Consider the following 18,304-nt stretch of genomic DNA (forward strand, 5'->3'; position numbering starts at 1 on the left):
GATGTTGACTTATCGATTCGAGATGAGGGAACCGACTCTAGTCGATAGGGGACTGGAGTTAGACATTGTTTATTCATATTTTTTAATAAGGAGGTTTCAAACATGATCGAATTAACCGGTCATTCTTTAACTATCGAACAGGTTAAAAAAATCTGTTATGACAAAGAAAAAATTCAAATCTCAGCGGCTTCTGTAGAAAAAGTGAAACAAAGCAGGAAAGCCGTGGAAGATATTGTTTCGAACTGCCGAACGATCTATGGCATTAACACAGGGTTTGGGAAATTTAGTGATGTGAAAATTTCCGAAGAAAAAGTAAACGAATTGCAGCTTCATTTGATTCGTTCTCATGCTTGCGGCGTTGGGGAACCATTTCCCGAGATTGTTTCACGTGCCATGATTTTGCTCCGTTTGAACGCCCTACTAAAGGGGTTTTCAGGAATTCGAATGGAAGTCATTCTGCTCTTAACGAATCTAGTAAACAAAGAAATTCATCCCGTAATTCCTCAACAAGGATCCCTCGGGGCATCTGGGGATTTAGCTCCTCTCTCCCATCTTGCTCTGGTCCTTATTGGAGAAGGAGAAGTCTACTATCAAGGAGAACGGAAACCAACGATGGAGGTTTTCCGAAAAGAATCTATCACGCCTATTCAGTTACAGGCGAAAGAGGGTCTAGCTTTAATCAATGGGACCCAAGCGATGACGGCTATGGGAGTGATCACCTATATCGAGGCAGAGCAATTGGCCTATCAAACAGAGTGGATTTCAGCTATGACCATGGAGGGACTCGAAGGAATCATAGACGCCTTTCATCCATATATTCATGAAGCAAGAGGATATCCAGAGCAAATCGCCGTTGCGGAAAGAATGAGAACACTTTTAGAAAATAGCAAACTCGTAACTAAGCAAGGAGAAAAGCGAGTTCAGGATGCCTATTCGTTACGATGCATCCCACAGGTACATGGCGCATCATGGCAATCCCTTGATTATGTAAAAGAAAAGCTCGAAATTGAGATGAATGCAGCTACTGACAATCCTCTTATTTTCGATGATGGGGAAACGATCATTTCTGGCGGAAATTTTCATGGGCAGCCTATTGCTCTGGCCATGGATTTTATGAAAATAGCTATAGCCGAGCTGGCCAATATTTCGGAGCGCAGAATAGAGAGGTTAGTCAATCCGCAGTTAAATGATCTCCCCCCTTTCTTAAGTCCCAATCCCGGACTTCAGTCAGGAGCCATGATTATGCAATATGCTGCCGCTTCTCTCGTTTCGGAAAATAAGACCTTGGCACATCCGGCGAGTGTGGATTCAATTCCGTCCTCAGCGAATCAAGAGGATCACGTTAGCATGGGGACGATTGCTGCTCGGCACTGTTACAGCATTTTAGAAAATACTCGGAGAGTGCTGGCGATCGAGCTCATCTGTGCTTTGCAGGCAACCGAATATAAGGGAGCGAGTCAAATGGCACCTGCTACCCAAAAACTATGGCGCGAGGCACGGAAGGTGGTCCCTTCGATCACCGAGGACCGCATTTTTTCTAAGGATATAGAGGGTTTGACGGAGTGGTTAAAGGGTTTTGATTTTGAGTGGAAAAATTCTAAGGTGGAGGCGAGTGCAATATGAGTCGTTCGGTTCGTGTGAAGACGGGTTTGGAGTTGGAGTGTAAGGGTTGGGAGCAGGAGGCTGTTCTTCGGATGCTTTATAACAATTTGGATCCGGAGGTGGCGGAGAAGCCGGAGGAGCTTGTGGTGTATGGTGGGATTGGAAAGGCGGCTCGAAATTGGGAGGCGTTTGATGCGATTGTAAATACGCTGAGGCGTTTAGAGTCTGATGAGACGATGTTGGTTCAATCAGGAAAGCCGGTTGGTGTGTTTAAAACTCATGCGGCTGCACCTCGTGTGTTGTTATCGAATTCGGTGTTGGTACCGAAGTGGGCGAATTGGGACCATTTCCATGAACTTGATAAAAAAGGGTTAATGATGTATGGGCAAATGACGGCGGGAAGCTGGATTTATATTGGGACTCAAGGAATTTTACAGGGAACCTATGAGACGTTTGCTGCGTTAGCGAAAGAGCATTTCAGTGGGTCACTACGTGGAACGTTGACGTTAACAGCTGGGCTTGGGGGTATGGGTGGTGCTCAGCCGCTTGCTGTGACCATGAATGATGGGGTTGTTATTGCGGTGGAAGCAGATCCAGATCGGATTAAAAAACGGATGGATACGAGATATTTGGATCGATCAACGGCATCCATTGATGAAGCATTGGATTGGGCGATGGAGGCTAAGGCAAATGGCCGACCATTATCGATTGGTCTATTAGGCAATGCGGCTGAAATCCATCATGAATTGTTGAGACGTGGTGCCGAAATTGACATTGTAACAGATCAGACATCAGCTCATGACCCCTTGAATGGCTATATTCCTGAGGGGTATGGACTGGAGGACGCACAAATGCTGCGTGAAAATGATTCCCGAAAGTATGTGGAATTATCCTCTCGTTCGATGGCGAAACATGTGGAGGCTATGCTGGAATTCCGTGACCGAGGGTCCATTGTATTTGATTATGGAAACAACATTCGTCAGGTTGCTTTTGATGAAGGGGTTAAAAATGCCTTTGATTTCCCTGGTTTTGTACCTGCATATATTCGTCCTCTCTTTTGCGAAGGAAAAGGTCCGTTTCGGTGGGTGGCGTTATCTGGTGACCCTGAAGACATCTATCGTACAGATCAGTTAATTAAGGAACTTTTCCCAGAGAATGAGCCGCTTCTACGCTGGATTGATATGGCCCAGAAGAAGGTCAAATTCCAGGGCCTCCCTTCCCGTATTTGCTGGCTTGGCTATGGGGAACGTGTAAAGATGGGGCTGGCAATCAATGAACTCGTTCGAAAAGGGGAGTTAAAAGCGCCAATTGTGATTGGTCGCGACCATCTCGATTGTGGATCAGTGGCTTCACCAAATCGTGAAACAGAAGGAATGAAGGATGGTAGTGATGCCGTTGGAGATTGGGCTGTATTGAACGCATTGATTAATACAGCGGCCGGTGGATCCTGGATTTCTTTCCACCATGGCGGAGGTGTTGGCATGGGCTATTCCCTTCATGCAGGGATGGTTGTGGTAGCGGACGGAACAGATTTGGCGAAAGAACGACTTGGTCGTGTGTTGACGACTGACCCAGGAATGGGAATTGTTCGACATGCGGACGCAGGTTATGAAAAAGCAGTGGAAATGGCAGAAATACATGATATAGACATCCCAATGCTTCGGAAAGGAGAACAATAATGACTTACGACTTACTCATCACCAATATAGGCCAACTTATTTTACCTTCAAAATCGGAAGCTCCTTTAAGAGGGGAAGCCTTAAAAAAGTTAAAGGTACTCGAAAACTCAGCCCTTGCTGTCAAGGATGGCAAAGTGGCTTGGTTCGGTAGCGACAAAGATGGGCGTGAGCTCTCTGCAAAAAAAGTGGTGGATGCTCAAGGGAAATTGGTCTCTCCAGGACTGGTTGACCCTCATACCCATCTCGTGCACGGTGGCTCAAGGGAAAAGGAAATGGCTTTAAAACAGGCAGGAGTTCCTTATTTGGAAATTTTAAAACAAGGTGGAGGAATTTTGTCCACAGTGGAAGCCACTCGTGTGGCTTCCGAGGAGGAGCTATATCTAAAATCTTCCCGCATTCTTGAAAGCATTATCTCTTATGGGGTCACAACGATCGAAGCTAAAAGCGGTTATGGCCTCGATGCTGAAACGGAGCTCAAACAATTGCGTGTTGCCCACCGGTTAAACGAAACCTACCCTGTCGACATCGTGTCCACCTTCCTAGGCCCTCACGCCATTCCGAAGGACTTTAAAGGCAAGGAAGAAGAATTTTTAGATCAAATGATTGATTTGTTGGATGAGGTGAAGTCCGAGGGATTAGCTGAATTCACGGATATTTTTTGCGAAACAGGTGTCTTTACCGTAGAACAATCCGAGCGTTTTATGCGGGCCTCCATAGAGAAAGGCTTCGGTGTCAAAATTCATTCCGATGAAATGGATCCACTCGGAGGAACGGAACTCGCCGTCGAAATGGGTGCCATTAGTGCCGACCACTTAGTAGCAACTTCGGATGAAGGAATTAAGTTCCTGAGCGAATCGAATACAATCGCCGTTCTCCTCCCCGGAACAACCTTTTATCTTGGAAAAGATAGCTACGGACGGGCACGGGAAATGGTAGACCAAGGAGTAGCCGTGGCTCTTGCCACCGACTATAACCCAGGCAGCTGCGTCACTGAAAATCTTCAACTCATCATGTCCATTGCTGCATTAAAACTAAAGATGACACCTGAAGAGATATGGAATGCCGTCACAGTGAATGCCGCCCACGCCATCGGTCGCGGACGACAAGCAGGAACATTGGAAGTTGGCTCCCCAGCAGACATCGTGATTTGGGACGCTCCCAACTATCACTATGTTCCTTACCATTACGGGGTCAGTCACACCAACCAAGTCTATAAACACGGGAAATTAATTTGGGAAAGGAAGAGCGCCAGTGAGCTTTACCTATCTTAACCCAACAGGAAACACAGCCTTTAAAGATCGGCATATTACTAAAATATCTGAAACCGTCCAGCCATACACAGCCGGGGCACATGGTGAAATCGGACTGATTGGATTACCTTCCTCCAAATCATCCATTTCCCTATCAATGGCCGCCCAAGCACCCAGCACGATTCGTCAAAGTCTCGGAGCCTATACAACTTACTCCAACTCAAAAGGCGTAGATTATTCTGGACTCCGAATCATAGATTTCGGAGATGTACCTAGTCATCCAACAAATATCGAAGAGACCCTGAACAGAATTCACGTCTCCGTTGACGAAATACTCTCCACGGCCGCATGTCCCCGTCATATTTTATTAGGAGGAGACCACGGGGTCAGTTATCCATCCATCCATGCTTTTCAAAACCATTTCGGAAAAATCGGCGTGGTGCAGTGGGACGCCCATCACGACGTTCGCAATCTGTTGGATGGAGGTCCAACGAATGGTACTCCCTTTCGCAGCCTAGTGGATGGCCAAATTTTGCAAGGAGAGCATCTTGTTCAAATTGGCATTCGAGACCATTCCAATGGAGAAGGCTACGATCACTACGCAAAAGATAAAGGAATTCACGTCTATACTATGGAGGATGTGGAGGATCAAGGCATTCTACCAATTGTGAAGTCCGAAATGAAACGATTATCAGAGATGGTTGATTTTATTTATTTGTCGGTGGATATGGATGTCGTTGATCAGGCCTTTGCCCCTGGTTGCCCCGCCATTGGACCAGGCGGACTAACAAGTCGTGAGCTTTTAGCAAGTGTTCGAGCCGCTTCTCAATTTGAAAAGGCACGGGCCATGGACATTGTTGAAATTGATCCTTCCAAGGACGTCAGAGACATTACGAGTCGCCTAGCTGCTCATACGATGATCCAATTTATGTATAATTAATTTTTGTGAGAATCCACTCAAGGGGTGGATTTTCTTTGACAGATAGGAAAGTATAAAACTTTCCTATCTGCATAAGTGCAACTAAGGCATTCGCTACAAAGGCTTGGCGAATGCCAAGTTTTTCTAATTTCCCGTACATTTTTCGATTATTTAGATGTAGGTTATACTTATACTTAGAGGGGAACTTAGGAAAGGACTGGTTTTTGAATGGATATACGATTAATTGCACTAGATATGGATGGAACACTCGTAAACGATGAACATGAGGTTTCCCAAGAAAACCGACAGGCAATAAAAAGGGCTGAAGACAACGGAATTCATGTCATATTAAGTACTGGCCGCTCTTTAATGAACGCTAGAGATACAGCTGAATCCATCGGAATATCCTCCTATATCATCACCCTTAACGGTGGGGAAATTTATAATTCAAAACTAGAATTGATAGAAAGAACACCACTTAGTGCGGAGCATGTCTTACGCTTTTGGGAAATGAAAGAAGAGCATAATATCTTTTTTTGGTCCTCTACAGTTCAGGGAATGTTTAATAGTAAAAGACTTTTTGACCAACCAATAGATTCCTATGAATGGTTAAAGTTCGGATTTGATATCCCTGATGATGCTGTTCGTCAAGTTATACTAGACGAGCTTGTGGAAAATAAGGAATTGGAAGTCACTAACTCTAGTCCAACCAATATCGAGATTAATGCAGCTGGAGTAAATAAGGCGGCGGCTCTTAAGAAAGTTACCAACTGGTTAGAGATAACGATGGATCATGTCATGGCTGTGGGAGATAGCATTAACGATTTAGCTATGATCCGGGAAGCGGGCTTCGGTGTCGCTATGGGGAATGCACAGGAGATTGTGAAGAAGGAAGCTGATTGGGTAACCGAAACTAATAATGACCATGGTGTGGCTCGGGCGATTGAAAAAGTGTTGAAGGGTTAGATTGTGTCTGGGATGTTGAAAATGTGATTGTAGTTGGGGTTGTGGGGCCGGCACTTAATCTGATCTTTTGTCACATATCTGAATGTGGTGGCACTTAAACGAGATTGGGTCTTCCAAACCGTCACTTTAATGGATGATTTTAGCACATAGGTTTGAGCTCATTGGCACCTAAACTATAATATTTTCACCTAAGCTTCACAACTAACACTCAACCCTAGAAAGTAGCACTATACCTAGAAAAAGCATCACTTAAACCGTTCACTTTGGCACTAAGCTTTTGATAATCGTCACATAAACTGAATCACCGTCACCTATTAAAATTAGATGTCACGTAAACGGTTTGTTTTTCACTAAAACATATTATTAAATGTGTCTTATTGTATGAAACATTCACTTCGAATCCGCAAATCAAAAATTAAAATCAAATTGAAAAGCTTGTGAGCCTGTCACTTTGACTCTCAAGCTTTTTTCTTGTCTTGAATAAAGCGAAACTTCAATCAGTGGGGGGTTTCACCCCCCACTGATTGTTAGCACCCAAGGACATGACCTAAAGGTCCTTGAACCAATCGGACATTTACGGGCAGTTTATCCCCTACCCCACCTATTCTTTTCGTTTCACTTAAAACTTGAGGTGGGGGTATTAATGCCCGTTAATGCGGGATACACCATACTTAATGCCTCATGATCCGCAATAATTTTTACATTGGGATGGTTACGTAAGGCGGAAGCAGGGAAATCTTCACTAATGTCACCATACAGTAAGCGTTCGATGGCCTTTGCTTTTTTCAAACCAGATGCTAGAAGAATAATTTCTTTAGATTCGAGAATCGTTTCAATCCCCATTGTGATTGCTTGTTTAGGAACATCCTCCATACGTTCAAAGAATCGAGCATTGGCTTTTCGCGTCGACTCAGAAAGTTCCACCACATGAGTACGTGAGTTAAACGGCGTTCTCGGTTCATTAAATCCAATATGTCCGTTTACCCCAATGCCAAGGAGTTGAACATCAATTCCTCCTGCATCCCTAATTTTTTTCTCATAATCCTGACATTCTTTTTGTAAATCCAAACCATATCCAGAAGGAACATTAGTACTGGATGTTTGTATATCAACATGATTAAAAAAGATATGGTCCATATAAAAGCGATAGCTATTCGGGTCATTAGGAGCAATACCAACATATTCATCTAGATTGAAGGTTGTAACATCCCTAAAAGAAATTGGTTTTTTTCGCAAACAATCATAGACCTTTTTAGGAGTAGATCCAGTTGCAAGTCCCAGTACGGGATGACTTAATTCTGTAACTCTTTCAACTAAAATGTCACACGCCTTGCGACTCATTTCCACATGATCTTTAACTTCTATCAGTTTCATGACTGATCACCCTCTTGATAAGCTATTTGTCCTCTACAAATGGTGTGGCTAATGGTAAAGTCTTCACTAACCAAAACAATGTCAGCATCTTTTCCAACTTCAAGACTTCCTTTACTCGAAAAAACCCCCAGTTGTTTGGCAGGATTTTCCGATGCCATACGGATCACATCACGCACAGTTGCTTCCGTGAACTCAAACATATTTTTTACACCATCAATCATTCTTAAAATACTTCCAGCTAAAGTTCCATCACGTAACGCGGCCCGGTCTCCTGAAACAGTCACATTCTGACCACCTAAATCATAGGTTCCCTTGGAAAGACATTTGGCCCTCATTCCATCAGTAATTAAAATAACCCTGTCACTACCCACATTTTTATAAATTAGTTCTACCATTTCAGGTGAAACATGCACTCCATCTGCAATCAGTTCACTGCGGAGTTCTTCCATCAACAGTGCTGAGCCCACTACTCCAATCTCGCGATGATGAATTCCTGAACATGCGTTACAAATATGTGTCACTTGTCGTACTCCATGTTCAACCGCTTTTTTCATATCAGTATGGGTCGCAGAGGTGTGTCCTGCAGAAACATTTACCCCTTTTTCGTATAGGTAAGAAATAAATTCCCCTGTTTGGTCATGTTCTGGTGCCATGGTTATCGTTTTAATATAACCATTAGCTAAAGATTGCCACTTCTGAAACTGTTCTAAATTCGGCTCTAAAATATATTCTCGAGGCTGTGCGCCAGCTTTTTCTACTGCGATAAAGGGGCCTTCAAGATGAACACCTATCATTTCTGCCTGCCCTCGTTTATTTTGAAATCTAGCTATATTTTTTAAGGCCGCATCAATTTTTTCAGGAGATTGGGTAATCGTTGTTGCAAGAAAACTTGTCGTTCCTTCACGAGGCAATGCCTTACACATAACATCAAGAGCTTCTGAAGTTGCGTCCATCACATCAGCACCATTAACTCCATGAATGTGTCCATCAATGAATCCTGGAATGGCCGTAAGTCCCTGAGCATTTATAGTAGATTTGTTTTCTGATACGAAATCACCCATAACGCCTACTTTATAAATCTTATCTTCCCTTATTTCAATGAAGCCATTATCAATGACTTTATTTTCTTGATAAATCCGACAATTGGTTATGATCAGGTTATTCAATATAAAGCCCCCTCTATTTAAAGGTTCTCCTTACTTAAAAATTACCATAAATATATATAGTTGTCTAGACATTTATACATCTATATACTTTGTTCACCTTTTTTGATAATATAAGGGGATGAAATGTAAAAATGAGGGGATAGTCAATGATTGATAAAAATTCACCACTACCTATTTATTATCAATTAGAAGAGGAAATTCGAAATCTTATTCATTCAGGGCAATTAGCCCCTGGCGAAAAACTTCCATCCGAAAAAGAATATGTAGAAAGATACAGCATAAGCCGAATGACGGTCCGACAAGCCATAACCAATTTAGTTTTAGAAGGGTTAATTGTTCGTCAAAAAGGAAAAGGTACATTTGTTGCTGAAAAAAAGTATGAACAAACACTGAAAGGAATTACTAGTTTTTCTGAAGACATGCGAGCACGGGGATTAGAGCCTTCCACCACACTCATTAGTTTTGGGGAAGAATCTGCAGATACATTCGTTGCAAATAAGCTAAATATCGGTCCTGGTGATTCCGTATTTAAGATCTACCGATTGCGACTAGCGAATCAATCACCTTTAGCTATTGAAACTGTTTATACGCCTAGAAAAATTGTAGGAGATATGACAAAAAAAGATTTTACTGCATCGTTTTATGATTATATAGAAAGAGAGTTACCGTACAAAATCGAATATGGTGAACAAGAAATAGAAGCAGCGATTGCGAATGAAACGGAGCTAAAATATTTAAAGCTTTCTGCCGGAAGCCCAGTCCTCTTAATTCAACGACTTACATACTTATCCAACAAAGCGCCTTTTGAATATGTCCGAACCGTATACAGGGGTGACAAATACAAGTTTACGATTAATATGAAAAGATAAAAAGTGAAAAACGACTAAATCCTCCTAATGAATAGGAGGATTTATTTTTGATAAGACAAGTCCTGTCGAATACTAAGGATTCTATCATTTTTTGTCAACCAAAAAGTGGAAATCACTGACAGGATTCGAACAATTTCTTTCAATCCTTACGATATGATGAGAGAAAGTATTTATGCGAAAGGATGAAGGACGTGCCATATTATTACTTTAAAGAGCTATGGTCCCCTCTCTCATTTATCGGTATCCGCTTCTTTATTGATAGTGAAGAGCGCAGGCTATGGATCAAGTATAGAAACCATCCCCGTCGCCCTTTATTTCATTCATCAAAAAATAATAAAAAGCCTGCTTAGTCCTCTGAATAAGGGGATTTTTTTATTGAAAAAAGACCCTTGCTAGGTGCAAAGGCCAATGTTCCATGCTGTAAAGGGAAGTCAAATGACTTAGCATGAATCCCCATCATTTTATCACATCAAAAAACCGGAATCAATTTAATATTCAAAAAAATGAATAAATAATCATATACAAGTCATATTTTATTCATTTTTTGAATATTCATTCACCGAGAAAACAAAATGGATTTACAGTACAAAAGATATATATCTTATTGCCATATGAAACGAAAAAAGATAAAATAGAACTAATACTTTATGCATGTTTCGACATTTTACGATAATGGCAAACCAGTTGAAAAATTGGGACGCAAAGCCACGGACCTAACGCTTCCACGCTATGGTAGCCGAGCCGCCGGAAATAAAGAGCTAAAAAGACACTCTTTGGCGGAGTGTCTTTTATTTTTACTAAAGGAGGAAAACAGATGACAACACTAACTGCAAGCCATACGAAAGACCTAATTAATGGAACAATCAGATCCATTAAACAGGTTCTTCCTATCGAAATCAAGATAGACAAAGCTTCCCTGGTGAAACCTCCTTTTTATCCCAATGAGCTAGGTGTATTAATTGGAATTACGGGAAGTTTAAACGGCCAGCTATTAATTGACGGAACAACTCAAGGGATCGGTAAAATTGGAGAAAAAATGTATGGCATGCAGTTAGAAGGAGCCATGTTGGAGTCTTTTTTTGGAGAGCTTGGGAATATGTTTGCAGGAAACCTGGCAACTTCCATTGCCTCTGACAGCTTTAAAATCGATATTACACCCCCAACCATCCTAGTAGAAACTAAGAAACTCTCAAGCTTCAACCAAGGTATTAAGGTTCCTATTTTAGAAGAGACAAGCCATTTATTGAATATCTTATTTATGATAGAAGGGTGAAAGGAAGGCCAAGAGCCATCCTTTTTCACAAGACAAGAAAGAAAATTTGTCTAGCTCCAGCGAAAAAGCTTCCTCGAGTAATCTTCGAAGTTTTTGCCCCGAGTAAGGAAAGCTACATAGAGCTACTTTGCAGAAACAAGTGCTTTTCTTGTTTCGAAGGGCGCTTGCGCTTTTCTTATTCATCTGGTGATGTCTTTTTTAGAAAAAAGGCCAGAATAACACCGATTCCGCTAACCATACCAGCCACAACAAAGGACATATTCACTCCGTGGATATAGGCTTCTACCCCATACTCCTTTGGATTAAGGGCACTATTTGTCATAACGGTAACTAAAAAGGCAGTTCCTATCGAGCCTGATACTTGTCGCATGGTATTATTCATTGCTGTTCCATGGGCGATTAAACGCTGAGGCAGTTGGTTTAAACCAGTAGTCGTGACAGGCATCGTGACTAAGGCAACACCAAACATTCGGAATGCATTAACAGTTGCCATATATACAAAAGATGTGTTACCGGATAAATCCGTAAACATGAATGTCGTAATAGTTACGATGGACATCCCAGTGATAGCAAGCCATTTAGATCCAAACTTATCAAAAAGTCTCCCACTAATGGGTGACATGACTCCCATGACAAGAGCACCCGGCAATAGCATCAGTCCCGATTCAAGAGCTGTGAAATCATGCATGTTCTGCATATAGATTGGCAAAATAGTTGCTCCGCCAATCATAGCGATAAAAACAAAGACCCCTAATATGGTGGATAAAGTGAACATTCCATACTTGAAAACTCGAAATTCCAAGATAGGTTGCTCTAGTATCAATTGTCTTTTAATAAATAAAACCAAAGCTATGGCACCAACACCAATGGAAATAAGCACTTCCCAACTACCCCAACCACTAACTCCTGCCGTACTAAAACCATACAATAACCCACCAAAGCCAAAGCTCGATAGAATAATAGAAAGAACATCAAGCTTAGGAAAAGATTGCTTCGTAACATTTTTCAATAGAAAATAAGCAACAATTAAATCAATGATAGCAATTGGAAGAATAACGTAAAATAAGACTCTCCATGGATATTGATCTACTAACCAACCAGATAGGGTTGGCCCAATGGCTGGAGCAAAAGAAATGACGAGTCCAAACAGTCCCATTGCTTGCCCTCTTTTTTCAAAAGGAAAAACCACAAACATGATCGTTTGCATTAATGGCATAATGATACCCGCTCCGGATGCTTGCACAATTCTACCTATCATTAGCACCGAAAAATTAGGAGCAATCGCACAAATGAGGGTCCCAACACTAAATAATCCCATGGCCGTCAGAAATAATCTTCTGGTTGTAAAGGTCTCAATTAAAAACGCAGTAACTGGGATCATGATTCCATTTACGAGCATGAATACAGTCGTAAGCCATTGAGCTGTATTTTCAGTTAAGTGAAGGTCAGCCATGATATGAGGTAAAGCCGTGGCTAATAAGGTTTGATTTAAAATCGCTGCAAATGCTCCTGATAGCAATACAGCTACCAAAGGAGCAATTTTTATATTTTGTTGATTCTTTGCTTGCGTATTTTCCATCCTATACCCTCTTTCTTTACTTGTTGGCTTTTAATTATGTATGTATAACCATCCATACATAGTTTGAAACTATACGATTATGAAGTCAAATGTTCTGTTTGCTATGTTTGAACAAACCATAGAACGGTTAATGTCTCTATGAAACCTATTTTCCAAGGAGGGAAAGTATGCTACAACTTGCGAGTATATTAGAAAACTATAATGTCCAAGCTACTGATGGAGAATTAGGTAAGGTGAAGGATCTTTATTTTGAAAAAGATACGTGGGTGGTTCGTTATTTACTTGTTGATACAAAAAAGTGGCTACCAGGACGAAAGGTGTTAGTGTCGCCAGTGTCCTTCGATTTTGTTGACCCAGCGGAAGCAACAGTAAACATCTTAGAAACGGAGGAACGAATGAAAGAAAGTCCAACCATTAATGAATCGGATACCATTACTTCTAAGGTTGAAGCAGATCTAGGACGTTTTTTTGAATGGCCGCTATATTGGGGAGGAATGAATCTATGGGGTTCTTATGCTACACCTAGACTGTGGCTTGAATCAAACGAGAACTACGAACTCGAGCCAATAAGTAACAAAGACGAGGAAAAGATACGTGTAGAAAGTGTGAATGATATGAAAGGTGCCATTAATGGGTATCGAATACAAGTCAAAGATGGAAAAATTGGACATGTTTCTGATGTAATTGTGGACGATGATAATTGGGAAATAAAATTTCTAGTTATTGAAACCCGCAATTTCTTACCAGGTGATTTCGTTGCCATCTCCACAAAATGGATTGATGAGATTTCTTGGATGGACAAGGAAGTCAAAGTTGATTTAGAGAAAGATACCATTGTAAATGGTCCATTCTTTAATCCAGTCGAGCCTATCAATGAAGAAGAGAGCTTATACCATCGATAGGAAGAATTATAAAATAAGGAAGTGCCACAGAGCACTTCCTTATTTTATGATTTTCGCTTCTTTTTGGGGAGGTAGATTCCATGTACACAAGCTTGTCGTTAGACCGACAAAACAAATGGTAATGATAGACAATAGGAAGGTTTCAGCAGAAAAAAGATACCCTCCTAATGAAATTACTAGAGCATCCATTAAAAATATAAGAATACCTACATTTATTCCTGAGAAATCCGAAATAAATTGTGCTAACAAATCTGTCCCACCAGTACTTGTTCTTGCTCTAAGCATAATTCCTATCCCTAACCCTACTAATATACCACCCACTACCGCGCTTACCACCGGTCCAAAAAGTCCAACTGGTTGTTGAGTACGAAGTAGGTCGATAAAGAATGAGGAGACAAGTAACCCGTGAAGACTATTATAAAAATAATTGCAATACCTTATCCATGCAATTATGAAGATAGGAGTACTGATACAAATAATGACCAGCCCTGCAGGAGCACCTATTAAATATTTCATAATAAGTCCAAGTCCTATGACTCCACCATCCAATACTTTAAAAGGAACTAAAAAATAATTAATACCTATGGAAAGAATCAAACTTCCAAAAAAAATAGCTAGTCCCTTTCTAACAAAGTCCATCCCTGCACCTCGGTTCCAAGAGTCTACAAGTATGTATATGCTTGTACAAGGAGAAAATGAAAAAAGGCTAACCGAAAGTCGGTAGCCTCATTGAATTATTGCATTGGAACCCATGCAACTTTCCAGATTCCATTGTCCCTTTGATTATTAGTAGTATCTTTTATTAAGCGGAAAGCAAGCTCATTTTTTTCTTCATTGATCCAAGTCACCACAGCTTCAGCTTCACTTAAATACACAACTTTAAACTCATCGACAGTCAACAAACTATCGTAAAGTTTTTGTTCATTTTCTGTATAGGTTCCTCCCCAGAATTCAGGGTCCCCAAAATACTCTTCCTCCGAAGGCGTTCCATATTTATCCCCTTTTATGTGCAATGCATAGACGGTATCGAAGTCCTCTTGGCTTTTTGCATGGAAATACATTTTAAAAACATCCAGTGGGTTTGTATTTTGAAGAATCATATCATTATGCTCAGCAGCGTATTGCTTATAAATGGATTCTAACTCTGGGGATAGCATAATAGTAGTCTGAAATGTTTCCATTTTAACGTCTTCTCCCCAATTAATATCTTCTCCACCTTCGTCTGCGTCCTTATCAGCAATTCCTTCTCCGTTTTCAGCATTTCCAGCTGAATCATAAACTGCACTTTCTGCACCGCCGTTAGCTGAGTCGTTACTAGTTGTTCCATAGAAAGGAGAGGGAATATTATTCACAAAGAAAAGAATCAAAGCTACTACTCCAACAAAAGTTAAGGTTTTAGGAATAAAAGACACTCGTCTCTCTTGCTTCACCTTTGAATTGGTTGTGATTTTTTCTAAGATAGCCTGTTTATCCGTTGTAGTAAAACTTGTTGGAATATCTCTGTCATATGCCTGTTTGGCTTTTTTCAATTTATCTTCCATCTTGTTCACCTCTCTCTATACCAAACTTTAGACGTTGACGTCCTCGTGCTAATCTTGTTCGAATGGTTGCCTCTTTTTCTCCCAATAAGTCTGAAATCTCTTTGATGGAAAAATCTTTAAAATAGTAGAGAATGATTAATTCACGATATTTTAACGGTAGCTGTAAAACTTGGTTGAGTAGTTCCGATGATTCTGATTTTCTAGATGAAATATCTTCTGGACTTCTATTATCAATCATTGGTTCCTGTGAGTTATAAAGCTTCTCCTTAAGCCTTTGATTTCTGCCCTTCCAACTTCTTAAATAATCCTTACTCTTGTTACTAGCGATGGAATAGATCCAGCTCCTCAGTGATGAGATCCCTTTATACGTGTGCAACTTCTGATAAACAGTCACAAACACTTCTTGTGTAACATCATCTGTATCTGCATGATTTTTTACATACGTATAAACAAAACGTTTTATTTCATCCCCATATTGATCCATGATTAATTCAATGGTTTCTTGACTTACCTTAGCTTCTTCCATCTTTCACCCTCCTTTAATGGGGTTTTCATAATTAAGACGGTGGTTATTGAAAAAGTTATTCATTTTGCATTGAAAAATTATATATTAATTTTGGTTAGTCAGCGTTTTGTGATGTCTCTCTATCATTTGCGCACCTATTTTTGGGCTGTGTACACACAAAAAGACATCGAAGTGTTCACTCCGATGTCTTTATCATTTATCCTTTTAATGTATTCGTAAGAATTGGTACGATCTGCTTTTTACGGGAAACAACGCCTTCTAAAAGGGCTTTATTATTTTCAAGTTTAACTTGATATGCTTTTTCTACAGCAGCTGCTTGGGAGCCAAGAGCCAATGCTGTTGAATTACTATTTAAAATATCTGTTACAGCAAGAACGAACAAGTCGAGTTCTTTTGAAACAACAGCGGATTGAATAGCTGTCTCTAGTTCAGCTTGTCTTTCAAAAACTTCATCGACGTCCACCGTGTTGACTTGAGCAACCTCAACTTTGTAGTCACCCATCTGGAATTCCTTAGCGTCAAGGGTGATAAGCTCTTGGGCCGACTTGTCACTTAAATCTGCTCCAGCTTTTAGCATATTTAATCCATATTCATCTAAGTTGATTTCAGCAATAGCAGCTAATTCCTTGGCTCCAGCTACATCTTCTTCCGTACAAGTCGGTGATTTAAATAATAAACTGTCGGAGATAATCGCAGAAACCATTAAGCCTGCTGTTTGTTTATCAATAGAAACTCCATGTTCCTTGAAGAGCTTATTCAAAATAGTAGCTGTGCACCCAACTGGTTCTGCACGATAATACAAAGGATCACTCGTTTGAAAATTAGAGATACGGTGATGATCAATAACCTCTAAAATCTTTGCGTCTGCAATATCATTGGCACTTTGTTGGAACTCATTGTGGTCCACGAGGATTACACCTTCAGCGCCTGCAACTGTATCTACAAGACGAGGAGCGTCCACTTTAAAGTAATCTAACGCATATTGAGTTTCTCCATTAACTTCCCCCAGACGAACAGGCTCAGCCTCTACACCTAGAGCTTTTTTTAAAGTTGAATAAGCAATCGCTGAACAAATGGTATCTGTATCAGGATTCTTATGTCCAAAGACTAATGTTTTGCCCATATGTAATCTCTCCTTTTTTAATGACTAATTAGTGATTAGGAAGACCTTTTGAAGAATTCGTTATAGTAAAGCCTTCTTCAGGTACGTAATAATATTGAATCCATACACCATCGAGCCATTCGTCCCGACTATCCATAAGAATATCAATATCCCTGTCCGTTTTAACTATTTCATCATACTCATTTGGTGTATCTAAAGTTAGGCTGTAGTGGGCATGACCTCCATGAAGTTCCGAAACAAAAACACGGATCATCATTCCTTTAGCCTCATCTTGCTCCAATATCTTTTTTAATACCTTAGCAGCATTTCTGTTTATTTTACAATTCAAAAGAATCTCACCTCACAAGTTTTTCTTCTTCTATTATTACCATTTTTTCAATGAAATGAAAAGTAAGTCAGAATAATTATCTAGTTCTACCATAATTAACTACGCTTATTACAGATTCTATGTTTTGCTATTACAAATCGATAACATCCCCGAGCTTTCGACAAATCCATGCTATACTCTACTCACAAACAACAAGACAAAACATAAGGAGAGAAAACGATGAGAAAAACCTCAAAGACTCTACTAACCTTAGCAACTACTTTTGTAATTGCTACTGGCTTTTCAGCAAAAGCAGAAGCTGCATCGTACAAAGTGCAATCTGGTGATTCGCTTTGGGCTATTTCACAAAAATACAATGTATCAGTGAGTGAATTAAAAGATATTAATAATCTGACAAGTAACACGATTTATGTAAATCAAATTCTAGAAACCTCTCGATCAGCAAGTTCAACACCAACGATTACAGCTTATAAAGTTAGTGCAGGAGATACTCTTTACTATATTGGAAAAAGATATGGTGTAAGCGTAACGAATTTAAAGAACTGGAACAATCTTAAATCAGATATGATCTATCCTGGACAAGTTTTACAATTAATAGCGTCACCTTCTGAAACTACTACAAGTAAAATACAATCTACTACTAGTTCCATAGATTCCAAAGTAGTAGCAGAAGCTAAAAAGCATGTTGGAACGCCCTACAAATGGGGTGGGACAAGCCCAAGTGGTTTTGATTGCAGTGGATTTATTTACTATGTATTCAAGCAAGCAGGAATGGACATAACAAGAACCAGTGCAGCAAACTATTATACTCAAACTACAAAAATTTCAAACCCACAGCCTGGTGATCTAGTATTTTTTAGCAACACCTACAAGGCTGGAATCTCTCACATGGGGATTTATGTTGGAGATAACAAATTCGCTCATGCAAGCTCAAGTGGTGTTCAAATCACAAGCCTTGATAATGTATATTGGAGTAAATACTTCACCAGCTTTGCTCAATGGAAATAAAGGGGAACTTCAATCAGGGGGGACCCCACTGATTGTTAGTATCCAAGGGTATAACTTAAAGGTCCATGAACCAATCGGACATATACAGACAGTTTATCCCCCATCTACTCTTTTCGTTTCAGTTAAGAATTGAGGAGGGGGTATTACTGTCCGTAATTGCAGGATTAGAAAACTTGGCATTCGCCAAGCCTTTGTGGCG

Annotated in this window: 17 protein-coding genes and 1 riboswitch; of the genes, 9 read left to right on the plus strand and 8 right to left on the minus strand. The window is 40.4% G+C overall.

The genetic code is table 11. From position 1 onward, the window contains the following. Window positions 1-102: 102 nt before the first annotated feature. The 5 genes from hutH (at window position 103) to RZN25_15680 (ending at window position 6,416) form a co-directional block, all read left to right on the plus strand. Window positions 103-1,623: a histidine ammonia-lyase gene (gene hutH, locus RZN25_15660; GenBank protein MEQ6378249.1), complete on the plus strand. Its 1,521-nt coding sequence runs from the start codon at window positions 103-105 to the stop codon at window positions 1,621-1,623. Beyond that, on the plus strand, window positions 1,620-3,281 hold the full coding sequence (hutU, locus tag RZN25_15665) for a urocanate hydratase (GenBank protein ID MEQ6378250.1): 1,662 nt from the start codon (window positions 1,620-1,622) through the stop codon (window positions 3,279-3,281). The genes hutH and hutU overlap by 4 nt, the downstream gene beginning before the upstream one ends. After that, the gene (gene hutI / locus RZN25_15670; GenBank protein MEQ6378251.1) at window positions 3,281-4,552 is read left to right on the plus strand and encodes an imidazolonepropionase; all 1,272 of its coding nucleotides are present in this window, start codon (window positions 3,281-3,283) and stop codon (window positions 4,550-4,552) included. The genes hutU and hutI overlap by 1 nt, the downstream gene beginning before the upstream one ends. Beyond that, window positions 4,533-5,471 (plus strand): formimidoylglutamase, encoded by a 939-nt coding sequence (hutG, locus tag RZN25_15675; GenBank protein MEQ6378252.1) that lies wholly within the window; start codon window positions 4,533-4,535, stop codon window positions 5,469-5,471. The genes hutI and hutG overlap by 20 nt, the downstream gene beginning before the upstream one ends. Before the next feature lie 207 nt (window positions 5,472-5,678). Continuing rightward, entirely contained in the window at window positions 5,679-6,416 is a 738-nt protein-coding gene (locus tag RZN25_15680; GenBank protein ID MEQ6378253.1) for a Cof-type HAD-IIB family hydrolase, read from the plus strand. A gap of 615 nt (window positions 6,417-7,031) precedes the next feature. On the opposite strand, the gene nagB is transcribed toward RZN25_15680, so the two are convergent. Together nagB and nagA are read right to left on the minus strand one after the other, a co-directional pair. Further along, window positions 7,032-7,790 carry a glucosamine-6-phosphate deaminase gene (gene nagB / locus RZN25_15685; GenBank protein ID MEQ6378254.1) on the minus strand — a complete coding sequence of 253 codons (759 nt, stop codon included), beginning with the start codon at window positions 7,788-7,790 and terminating at the stop codon, window positions 7,032-7,034. Next, window positions 7,787-8,956 (minus strand): N-acetylglucosamine-6-phosphate deacetylase, encoded by a 1,170-nt coding sequence (nagA, locus tag RZN25_15690; protein MEQ6378255.1) that lies wholly within the window; start codon window positions 8,954-8,956, stop codon window positions 7,787-7,789. The genes nagB and nagA overlap by 4 nt, the downstream gene beginning before the upstream one ends. A 146-nt stretch (window positions 8,957-9,102) precedes the next feature. Here nagA and RZN25_15695 point away from each other — a divergent pair, with 146 nt between their 5' ends. Both RZN25_15695 and RZN25_15700 read left to right on the plus strand, forming a co-directional pair. Continuing rightward, the gene (locus tag RZN25_15695) at window positions 9,103-9,825 is read left to right on the plus strand and encodes a GntR family transcriptional regulator (protein MEQ6378256.1); all 723 of its coding nucleotides are present in this window, start codon (window positions 9,103-9,105) and stop codon (window positions 9,823-9,825) included. 664 nt (window positions 9,826-10,489) lie between these two features. Beyond that, window positions 10,490-10,574: riboswitch (cyclic di-GMP riboswitch) on the plus strand. A gap of 65 nt (window positions 10,575-10,639) precedes the next feature. Beyond that, window positions 10,640-11,098, plus strand: a complete 459-nt coding sequence (locus RZN25_15700; GenBank protein ID MEQ6378257.1) for a chemotaxis protein CheX — start codon at window positions 10,640-10,642, stop codon at window positions 11,096-11,098. Between the two features lie 175 nt (window positions 11,099-11,273). Here the strand turns inward: RZN25_15700 and RZN25_15705 are convergent, their stop codons facing one another. Beyond that, the gene (locus RZN25_15705) at window positions 11,274-12,677 is read right to left on the minus strand and encodes an MDR family MFS transporter (GenBank protein ID MEQ6378258.1); all 1,404 of its coding nucleotides are present in this window, start codon (window positions 12,675-12,677) and stop codon (window positions 11,274-11,276) included. Between the two features lie 167 nt (window positions 12,678-12,844). Between RZN25_15705 and RZN25_15710 the strand changes: the two genes are divergently transcribed. Then, window positions 12,845-13,579, plus strand: a complete 735-nt coding sequence (locus tag RZN25_15710; GenBank protein ID MEQ6378259.1) for a PRC-barrel domain-containing protein — start codon at window positions 12,845-12,847, stop codon at window positions 13,577-13,579. A gap of 39 nt (window positions 13,580-13,618) precedes the next feature. Here RZN25_15710 and RZN25_15715 read toward each other — a convergent pair whose 3' ends face one another. The 5 genes from RZN25_15715 to RZN25_15735 form a co-directional block, all read right to left on the minus strand. Further along, window positions 13,619-14,218 (minus strand): YitT family protein, encoded by a 600-nt coding sequence (locus tag RZN25_15715; GenBank protein ID MEQ6378260.1) that lies wholly within the window; start codon window positions 14,216-14,218, stop codon window positions 13,619-13,621. Window positions 14,219-14,313: 95 nt separating this feature from the next. Next, window positions 14,314-15,120 carry a hypothetical protein gene (locus RZN25_15720; GenBank protein MEQ6378261.1) on the minus strand — a complete coding sequence of 269 codons (807 nt, stop codon included), beginning with the start codon at window positions 15,118-15,120 and terminating at the stop codon, window positions 14,314-14,316. After that, window positions 15,110-15,646, minus strand: a complete 537-nt coding sequence (locus tag RZN25_15725) for a sigma-70 family RNA polymerase sigma factor (GenBank protein MEQ6378262.1) — start codon at window positions 15,644-15,646, stop codon at window positions 15,110-15,112. The genes RZN25_15720 and RZN25_15725 overlap by 11 nt, the downstream gene beginning before the upstream one ends. A 196-nt stretch (window positions 15,647-15,842) precedes the next feature. Then, on the minus strand, window positions 15,843-16,769 hold the full coding sequence (locus tag RZN25_15730; protein ID MEQ6378263.1) for a manganese-dependent inorganic pyrophosphatase: 927 nt from the start codon (window positions 16,767-16,769) through the stop codon (window positions 15,843-15,845). Between the two features lie 28 nt (window positions 16,770-16,797). Further along, window positions 16,798-17,097, minus strand: coding sequence for an iron-sulfur cluster assembly accessory protein (locus RZN25_15735; GenBank protein ID MEQ6378264.1), 300 nt, complete (start codon window positions 17,095-17,097; stop codon window positions 16,798-16,800). Window positions 17,098-17,316: 219 nt separating this feature from the next. On the opposite strand from RZN25_15735, the gene RZN25_15740 reads away from it, so the two are divergent. Continuing rightward, window positions 17,317-18,105 (plus strand): NlpC/P60 family protein, encoded by a 789-nt coding sequence (locus RZN25_15740; protein ID MEQ6378265.1) that lies wholly within the window; start codon window positions 17,317-17,319, stop codon window positions 18,103-18,105. Window positions 18,106-18,304 lie beyond the last annotated feature (199 nt).

The sequence above is a fragment of the Bacillaceae bacterium S4-13-56 genome (genome assembly GCA_040191315.1).
Classification (GTDB): Bacteria; Bacillota; Bacilli; order Bacillales; family JAWJLM01; genus JAWJLM01.